A 14,346-nucleotide genomic window follows, 5' to 3' on the forward strand; every position below is an offset into this window, starting at 1 on the left:
GAATTTACCCAAACTCAAAGATATGACTGTTGTTCAGTCTAGTGATGTGAAATCTCTTTATTCAAAACAACAGATCCATCTGTATGTCTGATAAAAATATAATCTCTGTAGCTCATTTTATTTAGATTTAATTTAAAAGAATGAGTGAACAGAGCTTGTAGTGATCGGTGAAGTGGGATTATTCCAAAAATAAACCAAATGTTCTACTTTGATTTTTGCATATTGCTTGAATATCAATATGCTGTGAAAAAAATTGTCAATTTCTAACCAAAAATATCTTTTTCACAAGTTTGAAGATTAAGTTGATTGTTATAAATAAACGTTCCACGTGAAACATCAGATTTTTTGGTTGGGTTTTAGTTGTTGCTCGGTAAGCTCATGAGATTAAGCATCTGTTAGTCATTACAATCGCGATTAATTTTTGATTTGAATTGAGTGTGCATCATGTTTAAGAAAGTTGGGATTTTCTCTATCTTGAGTTTTATTTCTGCTTTGAGTTTCGCAAATGTAGAGACTGTCAAAAGTAATTTAAATCAAAACTATCCTAATATCCAAGTGACTAACATTCAAAAGACCGAAATGGCAGGTCTATACAGCGCAAATTTAGATAAGCAAATTATTTATTTGGATGAAAATGCACAATATATGTTTGTAGGTTCTATGGTTCGTATGAAAGATCAAAAGAATCTCACCAAAGATCTAGTATTAAAACAAAACTCTATCGATTGGAAAAAACTCCCTTTCAAAGATGCAATTAAAACTGTAAAAGGCAATGGTAAACGGGAGCTTGCAATTTTTTCAGATCCAAATTGTCCATATTGTAAAAAATTAGAGACGGAATTAGACAAACTAAACGATGTGACAATCTATACGTTTATTTATCCATTAAAACAGCAATCGATTGCTGTATCAAAACAGATTTGGTGTGATGCAAATCAAGCTTATGCATGGAAAAATTTACTAGAAAAAAACATTCAACCTAAAGCCAAGACCTGTGCTAATCCGATAGAAAGAAATTTAGAGTTAGGTCGTAAACTAGATGTAACTGGCACACCAACTTTAATTTTCGCTAATGGTTTAAAAATGGTAGGCGGACGTAGTGCAGAAGATATTCAAGCGATTTGGAAAGAACTAGGGCTATAAAAAAGAACTCCCAAATCATGATTTATGATGATTTGGGAGATTTTTCGGTTTAGCTTTTTTTGGTGATAAGTTTATAAAGAAATAAAATGATTACAGCGCCCAATACGGATGCGATAAAACCTGCTGCTGAATTTTCACCGTACAACCCAAGTAAACGACCACCATAGGTTGCTAATAATGAACCTGCAATACCCAGTAAAGTCGTGACAATAAAACCTGCTTTGTCATCACCAGGATGTAATGCACGAGCAATTAAACCAGCAAAAAAACCTACAACGATTGCTACAATCAGAGTCCACATTGTCTTTTCTCCTTGTTTTAACAATAGTATTTATTGTTATCCTGCTTGATTAAACTAAGCTTTGTCTGTAGTCGATTACTCAGTTATGTCGTATTTTTGTGCATAATTGAGCGGTCTTTGATGAATAGAGTTATAAAAAAGGCGCTTAATAGCGCCTTAATTTCTCGTTTAAAGTCCGATTTCACCAATAAAAGGTAAATGGCGATATTTCTGATCATAATCGAGACCGTAGCCAACGATAAATCGATCTTCAACTTCAAAGCCTAAAAATTTCACTTCTAAATCAATTTCACGGCGTGAGGGTTTACTCACTAAAGTACATAGTTCGATTGAATTGGGCTTACGTGTTTGCAGCATTTGTATTACTTTGTTGAGGGTGTTACCTGAATCAATAATATCTTCAACCACTAATACATCTTTACCGTGAATTTCACCATCCAAGTCCTTTAGAATTTTGACATCACGGCTAGACGTGGTACCACCGCCATAGCTTGAAACGGTCATAAAATCGAGTTCATGTGGTTTTTCAATCGCACGGCATAAATCTGCCATAAAGATGACTGAACCACGCAATAAACCAATCAATACCAGTTCTTTATCACTTTGAGCATAGTGTGCATTGATTTTTTCACCTAGCTCTTTCACTTTGGCTTGGATCTCTTCACTGGAAATCATTACGCGCATCGCAACAGTCATCAATAGATTCCTAAAACTTTAAAAATGGGAAAATAAAAAAGGTGTTGACCTGCAACACCTCGAAATCTTGAGTTAATGTGAGAATTTTAAAACAAAATGAATTTTCATGCATCTTTTGATGATGAAGAATATGTATCATTTTGCCGTGAAGCACTGTCTCGCTTCAACAAAACTGCGCAGCTCATGGCAAAGATGATCAATCCAATCCTACGTTTATTGAATACCCTAGTTGGCGCTATAGGCTTTTTGTCCATAGATATAGGTTGCCTCGATATTACGGTCATCGCCCATAGTAAACAGCGCAAATAAGCTGTCATCAATTGATTTAGAGCGTGACTGACGTAGTTGTTGTAAAGCCGTTGCTTGCAGATTCAGCACGACAAAATCAGCTTCTTTACCGATATTGAAATTGCCGAGCTTATCATCTAACTCAAGCGCTTTTGCCCCGCCCAAGGTTGCATGATACAACGACTCAAAAGCAGAGAGTTTATCACCTTGTAACTGCTGCACTTTATAGGCTTCATTGACGGTTTGTAATAAGCTAAATGAAGTCCCTGCCCCAATATCTGTACCCAAACCAACTTTGACTTGTTGTTGCCATGTTTTATTGAGAGGGAATAAACCACTACCTAAAAACAGGTTCGACGTTGGGCAAAAAGCAATTGCAGAGTCAGTCTCATGCATGCATTTCCATTCTGCATCTTCTAAATGTACGCAATGCGCGAATACCGAACGCTGACCAGTTAAGCCATAATGATGATAGACATCGAGATAGCCTTTCTGCGCTGGGAATAAATCTTTAACCCATGCGATTTCATCTTTATTTTCACTTAAATGGGTGTGTACATAAACATCAGGAAACTCAGCTTTCAACTGCCCTGCTTTTTCAAGCTGCTTTGGTGTCGAGGTCGGCGCAAAACGTGGGGTAATCGCATAAAGAGCGCGCCCTTGACCATGCCACTTTTCGATCAGTGCTTTAGAATCGTCGTAAGCGCTTTCTGCTGTGTCGCATAAGGCTTCAGGTGCATGACGATCCATCATGACTTTACCTGCGATTAAACGCATTTGATGCTGTTCTGCGGCTTCAAATAAGGCATCAACCGATTCAGCATGAACTGTACAGAATACCAATGCTGTGGTCGTACCATTTTTAAGTAGTTCCTGCACAAAGAATTTTGCGATCTGTTGCGCATATGTTTTGTCTTTGAACTGGATTTCAGTTGGAAAAGTATAAGTATTGAGCCAACTCAATAATTGTTCACCATAAGCACCGACCATTTCGGTTTGTGGAAAGTGAATGTGCGTGTCAATCATGCCAGGGATGATCAATTGTTCTGGATAATGTTGGATTTCAACATCTGTAGGAAGATGATCTTGAGCGGTATCCCAAGTGCCAAACCAGCGAATTTTGCCTTGTTCAGTGATTAGCACGCCATCTTCGATATAACGAACTTGATCGGCAATTTCAGTAGCTTGGGAAACGGTTTTTTGAATATCTAAGAAGCGACCACGAATGACCGTGATGGGAGTAGCCAAAGTCATAACAACCTACAATGTTTTTCGAATGATTATACCTGACTTTGTGAAACTTACTGGATTATTCGCCTAATTTTAGCGTTTAAAGCGTGTATAAATATGAGTAATTATTTGAGTCGATTCATTTTGATTGAAAATTAGAATGAATAATTTATCGACAGTAAATGTCTTTGTTGAAAATAATACCGCAAAAAGGAGATTGGTCATGTCAAAAATTCATCTTGCAATAAATCATGGCTTTAAAAAGTTTAAGAATAGTTCTGTTTTAATTGAGGAAATGAAAAAGCAAATTCAATCCATGTGGATATTATTCGCTTATACCGATGATCAAGGAGATCCAAGGCAAAGCTTTGCTCTGATTGAGGTCATTATAGATGATATCAGTATCCCTAAAAATGAAAGGATTTTAACTTACCATTCAGATGATTTTTTATCTGAGGATTTTATTGCATTTGATGAAGAGAATGACGAGATTCTTTATTATCAGATTCTTGAAGATGAACAGTTTGATGTCAAGGAATTAGAGTTTTTTAAATGGGAGTGTGATGAAAAATTTGATGGGAAAATTCTATACTTTCGAGTTCCAATAACAAAAAAGGATAAAATAAAGCAGGAGGTTTTTTTGGGATGGGCTGATTTTGAAAACAATTCTCAGAATCTTGAGTTATACACCGCTAGCCTTAGTAAGTTAGTTGATGTGAACGAGCATACCATTAAGGATATTTATTTTTCTTACGTACCTTTCTTGAGCATAGAATAACTGAGTCTAGTGTTAAAAAAATAAAATTTAGCTTATTTAAGATGATTTTGGCTGAAAGATTTTTTTGAATATAAAACGATTCGTAATCAATACATAAACAAAAAGGGCCTTCATTTGAAGACCCTTTGATGCTGTTTAAAATTATTGAGCTTGGCGTTTGTTATGACGTATAGAGAGATAAGCAGTGATGCTCAATACCAGTACGATAAAGCCGAGTGAAATCCAAATTGGCATGTGGAATACATCGAGCAATAACATTTTCGCACCGATAAACAATAAAATGATGCCTAAGCCATACGGTAAGTAATGCATTTTAGATGCAGCACCTGCAAGAAGGAAGAACATTGCACGTAAACCTAAAATCGCCATTAAGTTTGCTGTTAAAACAATAAATGGATCAGTGGTTACCGCAAAAATTGCAGGAATTGAATCGACCGCAAAAATGACATCCGACACTTCCACCAAAATTAAGACCAAGAATAGTGGTGTTGCCCATAACAGACCATTTTGACGAACAAAGAAACTATTTCCATGTAGTTGCGGTGTGATTCGCATGTGTTTGCGTAACCATTTCAGCAAACTGTTGTCTTCGATATTGGTTTCTTCTTCTTGACCTTTTAGGAATTTGAAACCTGTATAAACAAGGAATGCACCAAAGATATAGAGAATCCAAGAGAACTCTTGAACGAACCAAGCGCCGATAAAAATGAAGATCGTTCTTAAAACAATTGCACCGAGTACACCATAAAGTAAGATTTTACGTTGTAAAGAAGGTGGAATTGCAAAAGCTGCGAAAATCATCAACCAAACGAAGACATTATCGATCGCTAGGGACTTCTCAAGTAAATAGCCTGCGAAGTATTCCATGGTTTTCTGATTGGCGATGTTGGCGCCCACTGTCTGTTGCAGGTAGAGCCATAAACCTCCACCAAATAATACTGCTACAGTGACCCATGCAATACTCCAATAAGCTGCTTGCTTAATTGGGACATTTTGGTCTTGTTTTTGTTTAAAGCCTAAAAAGTCGATGAGTAGCATGACTGTTACCATGCCAAAGAATACGACATACAGCCATAAGTTACCGATAGTTTCCATCACAACTCCCTATCTGGCAAATGGACATAAAAAAACCTCGACCAGTTGCCAGATGATTAATAAAACATCTGTTTCAACATGATCAAGGTCTTGCCTACATCACAAATAATCGTGATGCCCAGAGTCCGACTTTTTGCAAAGTGTAATGACGATACGCTGGCGCCTAAGTATTTAAACCACTTAGATTTAAGGAGGCTACTCCCCTTGTCAAACTAATTTTGTATGGATGCTGACATCCAAATATGTTCATAGAATTACATAATTTATGCATTTGTGCAAATTTTGAATGAATAAATTTTCAACAATATTTTATTATGCTTGGTGTTGCCCTTTCATTCTAAAGAATTGTCTTAGCAATAATGATGAACAAAATACAGCGTAGAGAAAAAACATATGAGTGCTGAAAAACTTCACCACATAACATTAAAGGCCTTTGCCCCCCGAAATCCTCAAGAATCACATCGTGCTGCTACACCCTTAGAGCTTTTATTTGATTTGGTTTTTGTTGTTGCCATTGCGACAGCAGGTCAACAACTGCATCATGCCATGATTGAAGGTCATTTATGGCATGCGTTACCGACTTACTTTATGGTGTTTTTTGCACTCTGGTGGGCGTGGATGAACTTTTCTTGGTTTGCTTCAGCCTACGACAATGATGATGCCCTTTATCGGTGTTTGACTTTCGTGCAAATGGTTGGGTCTTTAGTGATGGCAGCAGGTATTCCTGCGGTATTCCAGCAGCATAATTTTGACATGATCATTATAGGCTACGTCATTATGCGTTTGGCTTTAGTGATCCAGTGGATTCGTGTCGCCAAACATGATCCTTTAAGAAAAGGGACAGCTTATCGTTATGCCATTGGCATTGTTTTGGTTCAATTAGGTTGGTTGATTAGTAATTTTAGTTCGATTCATCTCGGTCCGTTGATATTTCTACTACTGGTGATATTTGAATTGGCAGTACCGTTGTATGCAGAAAAACATGCGGCGACGCCTTGGCATCCTCATCATATTGTTGAACGTTATGGCTTGTTGACGATTATTGTATTAGGTGAGTCGATTATTGGATGTTTTGCTGCTACTCAAGATGCATTTTCGAATCAAGTATTGAACGTTGAGGAGATTTTTCTGATTGTGGGTGGGCTATTGATGATGTTTGCGATGTGGTGGGTTTATTTTGATCGCAGCCATCACCACCATCAACGCCGTGGTGTACAACCATTTTTATGGGGTTATGGACACTTTCTCATTTTTATTAGTATTGCTGTGTTAGGAGCTGCATTGGCAGCCGCGGTCGATGTTTCAACGAAACATGCCGAAATTTCAGCTCAAATGATGGGTTTGATTATTGCCGCAAGTTTGGTTGTATACAGCACCTGCGTATGGCTATTTTATGAAGCGTTTTATTTAAAGGGATGGAGACGTTTGATTTATCCAATCACGGTTTTTATTCTGTTTTGTATCCCATTCATTTTTAATCAGATTGGACATATTGTGTTTGTGATGGCGATTGTCTACATCTTCCGTCTTATGTTGTCTAAAGCATTTTTGATGAATTGTGATGATGAGGAAAGCATCGCAATACATTAAGCTTCCTTTCCATTTGAACTACCACCAAGTTTGGCGTTTTAATACGCTAACTTGGTAGGCTCAAAAAATTTTCAAAATTTCATTTCGAAGAAACTGATGGCGAGGATTCTGTCTGACGTGTTCGTGCCAATACATGCCCATTTTAATTTTAGGAAGCTCGATGGGTAACTGATGTATTTTTAAATCTTGCGCATAATGCAGATGTTTTAAAATACTATGAGGAATGGTGAGAATCGCCTTGGGATACTGAGCCAAGACTTGTAAGGCTGTGGAATAGTGCTGACAGCGCATAAAAATTTGTCGAGAAAGTTGTTGTCGATTGAGATAAATATCTTCAAGCAATAATCCTGTTCGCCGAGAGGACACACCGATATGTGGTGAGGATAAATAGAGCGATAAATCCATCTCTGTTTGAAGTGTACACGCCACAAAATGATCTTCAATCAAGTTTTCAAACTGTAAATTTTCTTGATAGGGTTGTACTCGATCAATCACAAAATCAATTTGTTGCGCTGAAAGATCAGCCAGCATATTTTTTCGATCAAGTTTGGAACTCAAAAACTGAATATCCAGATTGAGTTGACTAAAGTGATGCACTAATTGAGGAAAAATAATGGGTTCAATTTCATCATGAATTGCGATTTTCAAGCTTTGTAGCATGCTAGGATCAAAGTCGTATTGTGGAATCGCAATATTTTGAATCGTTGATAACGCCGTTTGAATCGGTTGATAAATTTGTTCGGCAAAAGGTGTGGGAAGCATTTTTTGTCCACTGCGCACAAATAATTCATCTTTAAGTTGCAGACGCAAACGTTGTAAAGCATGACTGACCGCAGATTGACTAATACAAAGAAGTTGAGCGGCCTTAGAAATACTTTTTTGCTCAAAAATCGCAATAAAAAGTGGATACAGATTGATATCAATACGATGGAAGTTACCCACTTCCAATGGATTTATATTATGAATCTGATTCATAGTTTTGCATAAAATAAAATCATTTCATTCATAATAAGTTTTCGCTTAAGGTGATGTAAAGCAGCGAATTCAGTTTCGCCACATATTTACCTTGAGGGAAATGATGATGTTTGCATTATCTGAACGTGCACAGGATTTTATCGCGCGAACACAAGCTTTTATTCAACAAGAAATAGAACCGATTGAAAAAGTATTTTGGGATGAAGTGCATCAACTCAATGTCGATGGTGACTGGACCAAATGGCAGTGGCCAGCTCAACTCGAACAACTCAAAACCAAAGCCAAAGCAGCAGGCTTATGGAATATGTTCTTGCCTGATGCTGAACTGGGTGCAGGCTTATCGGTACAGGAATATGCACATATTGCTGAATTGACAGGACGTAGTCTGCTTGCTCCGACAGTATTTAACTGTAATGCACCTGATAGTGGCAATATGGAACTGCTATGGCGTTATGGCAGTCAGGAACAAAAACAACAATGGCTGCAACCTTTACTTGCTGGCGAAATACGATCTGTATTCTGCATGACTGAACCTGAGGTCGCGTCAAGCGATGCGACTAATATGCAAGCCACGGCAGTGATTGATGGCGATGAAATTGTTCTGAATGGGCGTAAATGGTGGTCATCTGGCTTGGGTGATCCGAATGCAAAAATCATTATTTTTATGGCTTATACGCCAAACCCCAACAAAGATCGTCATCATCAACACTCAATGGTATTGGTACCGATCGACACGCAAGGCGTAACGATTGAACGGATGTTGCCTGTGTTTGGTGATTACGATGCACCGCATGGACATGGACAGGTCAGTTTTGACAATGTACGTGTTCCTGTGAGCAACTTTATTGGTGGTGCGGGTCAAGGATTTGAAATTGCTCAAGGGCGCTTAGGACCTGGTCGTATTCATCACTGTATGCGTTGTATCGGTGCAGCGGAAAAAGCGTTAGAACTGATGATTAATCGTGGCATGTCACGCAAGGCATTTGGTAAAGAAATCCTTAAACTTGGCGGCAATTTAGAACGTGTCGCGGAAGCTCGTGTGCAGATCGATCAAGCTCGCTTATTAACGCTGTATGCTGCTTATAAGATGGACACCTTAGGCAATATGGCAGCACTCACCGAAATTTCTGCAATCAAAGTCGTTGCACCGACTGTATTGCAAAACGTCGTTGATATGGCGATCCAAATTCACGGTGGTGAAGGTGTATCACGCGATACTCCGCTGACAGCATTTTTCAATCAAGCACGTAGTTTACGTTTAGCTGATGGACCCGATGAAGTGCATAAGGGCATGATTGCTAAATTAGAATTGAAAAAACGTGGCTATGGTCGTTAATAAGGATAAAAAAATGACAATGATTGATATCGGCGGTCAGGTTCGTCACGGTGAAGAACTAGATATTGCGGCGGTTGAAAGATGGTTAAAGGATCAAGGTGTTCAACTGCAAGGTCAAGTACAAGTCACCCAATACTCAGGGGGTGCTTCGAATTGGACCTATCGTTTGCAATACGACAATCAAGATTTAATCCTACGTCGTCCACCGAAAGGCACCAAAGCCAAATCAGCACATGATATGGCGCGTGAATACAATGTGCAGAAACATCTTGCGCCGTTCTACTCTGTCTTGCCTGAAATGGTTGCATTGTGTCAGGACGAGAACATAATCGGTTGTGATTTCTATGTCATGAAGCGGATTGAAGGCATCATTCCGCGAGCTAATTTACCCAAAGAATTACAATTGGATCAGTCACAAGTTCAACAGTTGTGTCTGAATGTTTTGGATAAATTAATTGAATTGCATCAAGTGCCATATCAAGGCACAGAACTGGAAAAATTGGGTAAAGGCGAAGGCTATTGCCGTCGTCAAGTTGAAGGTTGGGATGTACGTTATAGTAGAGCGCTTACGCCAAATGTACCTGATTTTAGCTTTGTGCGGGAATGGCTACAGCAACATATTCCAGCGGATTCTAAAACTTGTGTTATTCATAATGATTGGCGTTTTGATAATGTCATTTTAGATCCACAACAACCAACGACAGTGATCGGAGTGCTGGACTGGGAAATGGCGACTATTGGCGATCCGCTGATGGATTTAGGCAGTGCTCTCGCTTACTGGATTCAAGATAATGACGATGTTTTGATGAAGTCTAGTCGTCGTCAACCGACCAATCTACTAGGTATGCTGACACGTCAACAAGTCGTGGACTACTACTTGGAAAAAACAGGCATGCAACCTGCCAATTGGGCATTTTATGAGGTGTTTGGTTTGTTCCGTTTGGCGGTGATTGCGCAACAGATTTATTATCGTTATTACCATCAGCAAACCGATAATCCAGCCTTTAAGGATTTCTGGATCATGATTCATGCCTTACATATTCGGGCACTTAAATTAATTGCACTAAACAATGCTGAAGCACAGCAGTTAATTCCTGAATATGGGGCGAAATTACAGGATATTTTAAAACGATGACCACAATCTATTTGGTACGACATGGACAGGCATCATTTGGTGCTGCGAGTTATGATCAGCTTTCAGCCAAAGGTGAACAACAGGCGCAGGTGGTGGGTGATTTTTTTAAACATACCTTGAAAGAACGTCCTTTAGTGCTTGCAGGATCAATGCAGCGGCATCAGCAAACAGCACAATTAGCCTTGGCTCAAAGTTTTGATGATGCGTCCATTCAAATGGAGTCGGCTTGGAATGAGTTTGATCATCAACAAGTGTTTGCCAAATATGATGCACGTTTTAATCAACCTGAGTTATTGAAGCAGGATGTTGAGCTAATTGCTAATCCACGTGCTTACCTCGCCAAAATTTTTGATGGCGCGATTGATCGCTGGATTGGAGAGCAATATGACCATGAATATCATGAGACCTGGTTAGGCTTTCAATCGCGTGTAGAACGTGCTTTGCACGGTTTGTGTCAGCAGATTGATGCCACGCAACCACGTCAGGCGGTGGTGTTTAGTTCAGGCGGTGTGATTTCTGTGGCAGTTGGTCAGGTGTTGGGGCTGAATGCTAAACAGATTTTTGCGCTGAATTGGTCGATTGCCAATGCCAGTATCACCACATTGCGTTGGACAGATGGTGGTTTGCAATTACTCAGTTTTAATGAGCATCATTATTTGAAAGCGCGTGATGCTGAACTCTTAACATGGATATAAATAAGAATAGGTGAAGGAAATGACAAAGACGATTTTAATTACAGGTGCAAGTTCAGGTTTAGGCGCTGGGATGGCACGTGAATTTGCAGCCAAAGGCTACAATTTGGCATTGTGCGCACGCCGTTTAGATCGTTTGGAATCCTTACAACAAGAATTGCAAAGTCAGTTTGCAATTCAGGTCAAAATCAAAAGTCTTGATGTGACCCATTACGATGATGTTTTTACGGTTTTTAAAGCTTTTCAGCAGGAATTTGGGACAATTGACCGAATTATTGTCAATGCGGGTGTGGGTGATGGTCGTCGTATTGGTAAAGGGCATTTTGAAGTAAATCGTGCCACAGCGGAAACCAACTTTATTTCAGCATTGGCACAGTGCGAAGCAGCAGTTGAAATCTTCAGAGCACAAAACAAAGGTCATTTGGTGGTGATCTCCTCAATGAGTGCAATGCGTGGTTTACCGAAGCATTTGTCGACCTATGCTGCGAGTAAAGCAGCAGTGGCACATTTAGCGGAAGGCATTCGTGCAGAGTTGTTGTATACGCCAATTAAAGTTTCAACCATTTTCCCCGGCTATATTCGTACTGAAATGAACGAAGGTGCGAAAAAACTACCGTTTGAAGTGGATGAAAAGACAGGTTGCAAGGCGTTGGTGAAAGCGATTGAGAAGGAACCTGTGAAAGCTTATGTTCCGCAGTGGCCGTGGTTGCCAATGGGGATTGCAATGAAGATTTTGCCTTTAAAGTTTGTAAATAAACTGAGTTAATTGCTATTCAAAATAGATTGGAGATATCTCTATTTGGAAAGTTTGACAGCCTCATACAGGCTGAATCATTGACCTGTTTGGATATAGGCGTTTCCTTACTTTTCAAAGATGAAAAGTAACAAAAATCTTTTGTTGAGCAGAGGGTACATCCATGTAACCCCTGCTCAACTGGCGGCATCCATGCCGCCTGTCACGATAGTGAATACCGTGACAAAATTAGGTTATGAAAATAGGCTACTGGCTAAATTATGACAAAGCTGTAATCAACTTTTGGTGTAAACCACCAAAACCACCATTCGACATGATCACCACAGCATCGCCCTCACCTGCTTCATTCACTACACGTGCAATAATATCATCCAAAGAGCGTCTGACTTCAGCCTTGTTTGAAGATGCTGAGATTACAGGTTGTAAATCCCAGTCTAAACCTTCTGGTTGATACCAAATTACCTCATCCGCTAAACGTGCAGAGTGAGCCAAACCATCTTTATGGCTGCCCATACGCATAGTGTTAGAACGTGGTTCAATGATTGCCCAAAGTTTACGTTCACCAAGACGTTTACGTGCGCCGTCGAGTGTAGTTTCAATCGCAGTTGGGTGATGGGCAAAGTCATCATAGACTTCGATGCCACGCACAGTACCTAACAGCTCCATACGGCGCTTTACACCACCGAAGTTGGATAATGCTTCACAGGCTTGTTCAAGGCTGACACCGACATGCTGAGCAGCAGCAATCGTTGCCAAAGCATTGGCTACACTATGCTGTCCTGTCATATTCCATTTTACTTGCCCGATTACTTTACCATTTTCAAGGACTTTAAAATGACTTCCATCGGCACTGATCAGCTCCGCCGATAGAGTAGCTTGATCATTTGGCTCTAGACTGGTACGAAGCACAGGTGTCCAGCAGCCTTGTTCTAAGACTTCATCAATATTAGTCTCAGTAATTGGAGCAATGATACGGCCTTCGCTTGGAATGGTACGCACTAAATGATGAAACTGTTTTTGAATCGCAGCAAGATCATCAAAAATGTCAGCATGGTCAAATTCAAGGTTATTTAAAATCGCGGTCTTTGGATGGTAGTGAACAAACTTAGAACGTTTATCGAAGAACGCAGAATCATATTCATCTGCTTCCACACAGAAGTATTTTCCGCCACCTAAACGTGCGCTTTCACTAAATCCGAGCGGTACACCACCAATTAAGAAACCTGGATTTAAACCTGCTTGATCTAGTACCCAAGCCAACATCGTAGTCGTCGTTGTTTTACCATGTGTACCTGCGACACCTAGGACATGTTTACCTTGTAGCACATGATCAGCTAAGAATTGTGGGCCAGAAATATAAGGTAAATCTTCATTCAGCATATATTCAATCGCATCAATACCACGTTTCATGGCATTGCCGACGATGACAAGATCGGGATGTGGTTGCAAATGGCTACGATCATAACCTTGCATCAGTTCGATGCCTGCATTTTCGAGTTGAGTCGACATCGGTGGATAAACATTGGCATCTGAACCTGTGACTTTATGTCCTAAATCTCGTGCTAATAGAGCCAAAGACCCCATAAATGTGCCACAAATACCCAAAATATGCAGATGCATCATGCTTCTCTCTTTATCCAATCACGCAATAAACGTGTGTAATGCAATTAAAAATTTGCTTGAAAAGATAGCAAGGCTGTTATGGAAAAGATAGTCAAAATTCGTTGTTGTTTACTTAAAATTAAAGCCAGAAATGTTAAGATTTCAACGTTACCGTTGCAAAAAAATAGACACTATCCTCTTCACCTTTTTGCATAAATTTAACAACTTTATTTATTGGAAATATAAAACTTTCACCATCTGTAAGAACAGCAGCAACTTCAATTGAATGGGCTTTGTCTTTAAAAAAATCAGGGTTTATTTCTTTTGCTGTCTCATAGTCGACCCAATACCATTTTCTCTTTTTATCATTTTTTCTTATAACTTCGCCAACATACGCGCCTGTGCGTAAAATGGTTTTAAATCTTTGATCATCTGAGATTTGATTTAAATTGGCTTTTCTTAAATCAGATAGATAAATATCAATCAGTTTTAAACTTTCAATAGAATAGTCTAGTTTTTTAGGATTCAAAGTCTCAAACTGATATACAGGGTCATTTTTTTCACTATAAAACATATCTGCTAAATCAGATAGCGCCTCATTTTGATTGTCGAGATATATTTCAATAGAATGACTTAAAGTCATTGAGAAACATAAAATAGTCGTTAAAAATAATTTTTTCATAGCATTCTTAATTTTTTCAAACTCTATCCAAAAACTGATTTTAATATAA

Annotated in this window: 14 protein-coding genes; 7 read left to right on the forward strand and 7 right to left on the reverse strand. The window is 39.1% G+C overall.

All coding sequences use genetic code 11. The features are described 5' to 3' along the window. The first annotated feature begins 444 nt into the window (after positions 1-444). The gene (locus tag F933_RS08925; protein ID WP_005060465.1) at positions 445-1,143 is read left to right on the forward strand and encodes a DsbC family protein; all 699 of its coding nucleotides are present in this window, start codon (positions 445-447) and stop codon (positions 1,141-1,143) included. A 49-nt stretch (positions 1,144-1,192) separates the two neighbouring features. On the opposite strand, the gene F933_RS08930 is transcribed toward F933_RS08925, so the two are convergent. From F933_RS08930 to guaD, 3 genes are all read right to left on the reverse strand, one after another. Then, on the reverse strand, positions 1,193-1,444 hold the full coding sequence (locus F933_RS08930) for a GlsB/YeaQ/YmgE family stress response membrane protein (RefSeq protein WP_005055384.1): 252 nt from the start codon (positions 1,442-1,444) through the stop codon (positions 1,193-1,195). A 168-nt stretch (positions 1,445-1,612) separates the two neighbouring features. Further along, positions 1,613-2,140 (reverse strand): hypoxanthine phosphoribosyltransferase, encoded by a 528-nt coding sequence (gene hpt / locus F933_RS08935; protein ID WP_004637322.1) that lies wholly within the window; start codon positions 2,138-2,140, stop codon positions 1,613-1,615. Positions 2,141-2,365: 225 nt separating this feature from the next. Continuing rightward, positions 2,366-3,682, reverse strand: a complete 1,317-nt coding sequence (guaD, locus tag F933_RS08940) for a guanine deaminase (RefSeq protein WP_005060469.1) — start codon at positions 3,680-3,682, stop codon at positions 2,366-2,368. Between the two features lie 199 nt (positions 3,683-3,881). Between guaD and F933_RS08945 the strand changes: the two genes are divergently transcribed. After that, entirely contained in the window at positions 3,882-4,436 is a 555-nt protein-coding gene (locus tag F933_RS08945) for a hypothetical protein (RefSeq protein ID WP_005060471.1), read from the forward strand. A gap of 141 nt (positions 4,437-4,577) precedes the next feature. On the opposite strand, the gene F933_RS08950 is transcribed toward F933_RS08945, so the two are convergent. Beyond that, positions 4,578-5,531: a TerC family protein gene (locus F933_RS08950; protein ID WP_005060473.1), complete on the reverse strand. Its 954-nt coding sequence runs from the start codon at positions 5,529-5,531 to the stop codon at positions 4,578-4,580. Positions 5,532-5,924: 393 nt separating this feature from the next. On the opposite strand from F933_RS08950, the gene F933_RS08955 reads away from it, so the two are divergent. Continuing rightward, complete coding sequence (locus tag F933_RS08955) at positions 5,925-7,121, forward strand: low temperature requirement protein A (RefSeq protein WP_005060476.1); 1,197 nt, start codon at positions 5,925-5,927, stop codon at positions 7,119-7,121. 60 nt (positions 7,122-7,181) lie between these two features. Here F933_RS08955 and F933_RS08960 read toward each other — a convergent pair whose 3' ends face one another. Continuing rightward, a complete protein-coding gene (locus F933_RS08960) occupies positions 7,182-8,096 on the reverse strand; it encodes a LysR family transcriptional regulator (protein WP_005060477.1) in 915 nt (304 codons plus the stop codon). A 106-nt stretch (positions 8,097-8,202) separates the two neighbouring features. On the opposite strand from F933_RS08960, the gene F933_RS08965 reads away from it, so the two are divergent. From F933_RS08965 to F933_RS08980, 4 genes are read left to right on the forward strand one after another with little or no spacing between them, the layout of a single operon-like run. Beyond that, positions 8,203-9,432, forward strand: coding sequence for an acyl-CoA dehydrogenase family protein (locus tag F933_RS08965; RefSeq protein ID WP_167539077.1), 1,230 nt, complete (start codon positions 8,203-8,205; stop codon positions 9,430-9,432). A gap of 13 nt (positions 9,433-9,445) precedes the next feature. Continuing rightward, positions 9,446-10,567 (forward strand): phosphotransferase family protein, encoded by a 1,122-nt coding sequence (locus tag F933_RS08970; protein ID WP_005060481.1) that lies wholly within the window; start codon positions 9,446-9,448, stop codon positions 10,565-10,567. After that, on the forward strand, positions 10,564-11,262 hold the full coding sequence (locus F933_RS08975) for a histidine phosphatase family protein (protein ID WP_005060484.1): 699 nt from the start codon (positions 10,564-10,566) through the stop codon (positions 11,260-11,262). The genes F933_RS08970 and F933_RS08975 overlap by 4 nt, the downstream gene beginning before the upstream one ends. Positions 11,263-11,281: 19 nt before the next feature. Continuing rightward, positions 11,282-12,025, forward strand: a complete 744-nt coding sequence (locus tag F933_RS08980; RefSeq protein ID WP_005060487.1) for an SDR family oxidoreductase — start codon at positions 11,282-11,284, stop codon at positions 12,023-12,025. A gap of 246 nt (positions 12,026-12,271) precedes the next feature. Here the strand turns inward: F933_RS08980 and mpl are convergent, their stop codons facing one another. After that, on the reverse strand, positions 12,272-13,633 hold the full coding sequence (mpl, locus tag F933_RS08985) for a UDP-N-acetylmuramate:L-alanyl-gamma-D-glutamyl-meso-diaminopimelate ligase (protein ID WP_005060489.1): 1,362 nt from the start codon (positions 13,631-13,633) through the stop codon (positions 12,272-12,274). 136 nt (positions 13,634-13,769) lie between these two features. Beyond that, positions 13,770-14,297: a hypothetical protein gene (locus tag F933_RS08990; RefSeq protein ID WP_005060491.1), complete on the reverse strand. Its 528-nt coding sequence runs from the start codon at positions 14,295-14,297 to the stop codon at positions 13,770-13,772. Positions 14,298-14,346 lie beyond the last annotated feature (49 nt).

It is taken from the genome of Acinetobacter beijerinckii CIP 110307 (assembly GCF_000369005.1).
Lineage (GTDB): Bacteria > Pseudomonadota > Gammaproteobacteria > Pseudomonadales > Moraxellaceae > Acinetobacter > Acinetobacter beijerinckii.

Coding starts and splice junctions, on each gene's coding strand:
- F933_RS08975 (WP_005060484.1), top strand. CDS start 10,564: ATGACCACAATCTATTTGGTACGACATGGACAGGCATCATTTGGTGCT.
- F933_RS08925 (WP_005060465.1), top strand. CDS start 445: ATGTTTAAGAAAGTTGGGATTTTCTCTATCTTGAGTTTTATTTCTGCT.
- mpl (WP_005060489.1), bottom strand. CDS start 13,633: ATGCATCTGCATATTTTGGGTATTTGTGGCACATTTATGGGGTCTTTG.
- F933_RS08930 (WP_005055384.1), bottom strand. CDS start 1,444: ATGTGGACTCTGATTGTAGCAATCGTTGTAGGTTTTTTTGCTGGTTTA.
- F933_RS08965 (WP_167539077.1), top strand. CDS start 8,203: ATGTTTGCATTATCTGAACGTGCACAGGATTTTATCGCGCGAACACAA.
- F933_RS08960 (WP_005060477.1), bottom strand. CDS start 8,096: ATGAATCAGATTCATAATATAAATCCATTGGAAGTGGGTAACTTCCAT.
- F933_RS08950 (WP_005060473.1), bottom strand. CDS start 5,531: ATGGAAACTATCGGTAACTTATGGCTGTATGTCGTATTCTTTGGCATG.
- hpt (WP_004637322.1), bottom strand. CDS start 2,140: ATGACTGTTGCGATGCGCGTAATGATTTCCAGTGAAGAGATCCAAGCC.
- guaD (WP_005060469.1), bottom strand. CDS start 3,682: ATGACTTTGGCTACTCCCATCACGGTCATTCGTGGTCGCTTCTTAGAT.
- F933_RS08980 (WP_005060487.1), top strand. CDS start 11,282: ATGACAAAGACGATTTTAATTACAGGTGCAAGTTCAGGTTTAGGCGCT.
- F933_RS08955 (WP_005060476.1), top strand. CDS start 5,925: ATGAGTGCTGAAAAACTTCACCACATAACATTAAAGGCCTTTGCCCCC.
- F933_RS08990 (WP_005060491.1), bottom strand. CDS start 14,297: ATGAAAAAATTATTTTTAACGACTATTTTATGTTTCTCAATGACTTTA.
- F933_RS08970 (WP_005060481.1), top strand. CDS start 9,446: ATGACAATGATTGATATCGGCGGTCAGGTTCGTCACGGTGAAGAACTA.
- F933_RS08945 (WP_005060471.1), top strand. CDS start 3,882: ATGTCAAAAATTCATCTTGCAATAAATCATGGCTTTAAAAAGTTTAAG.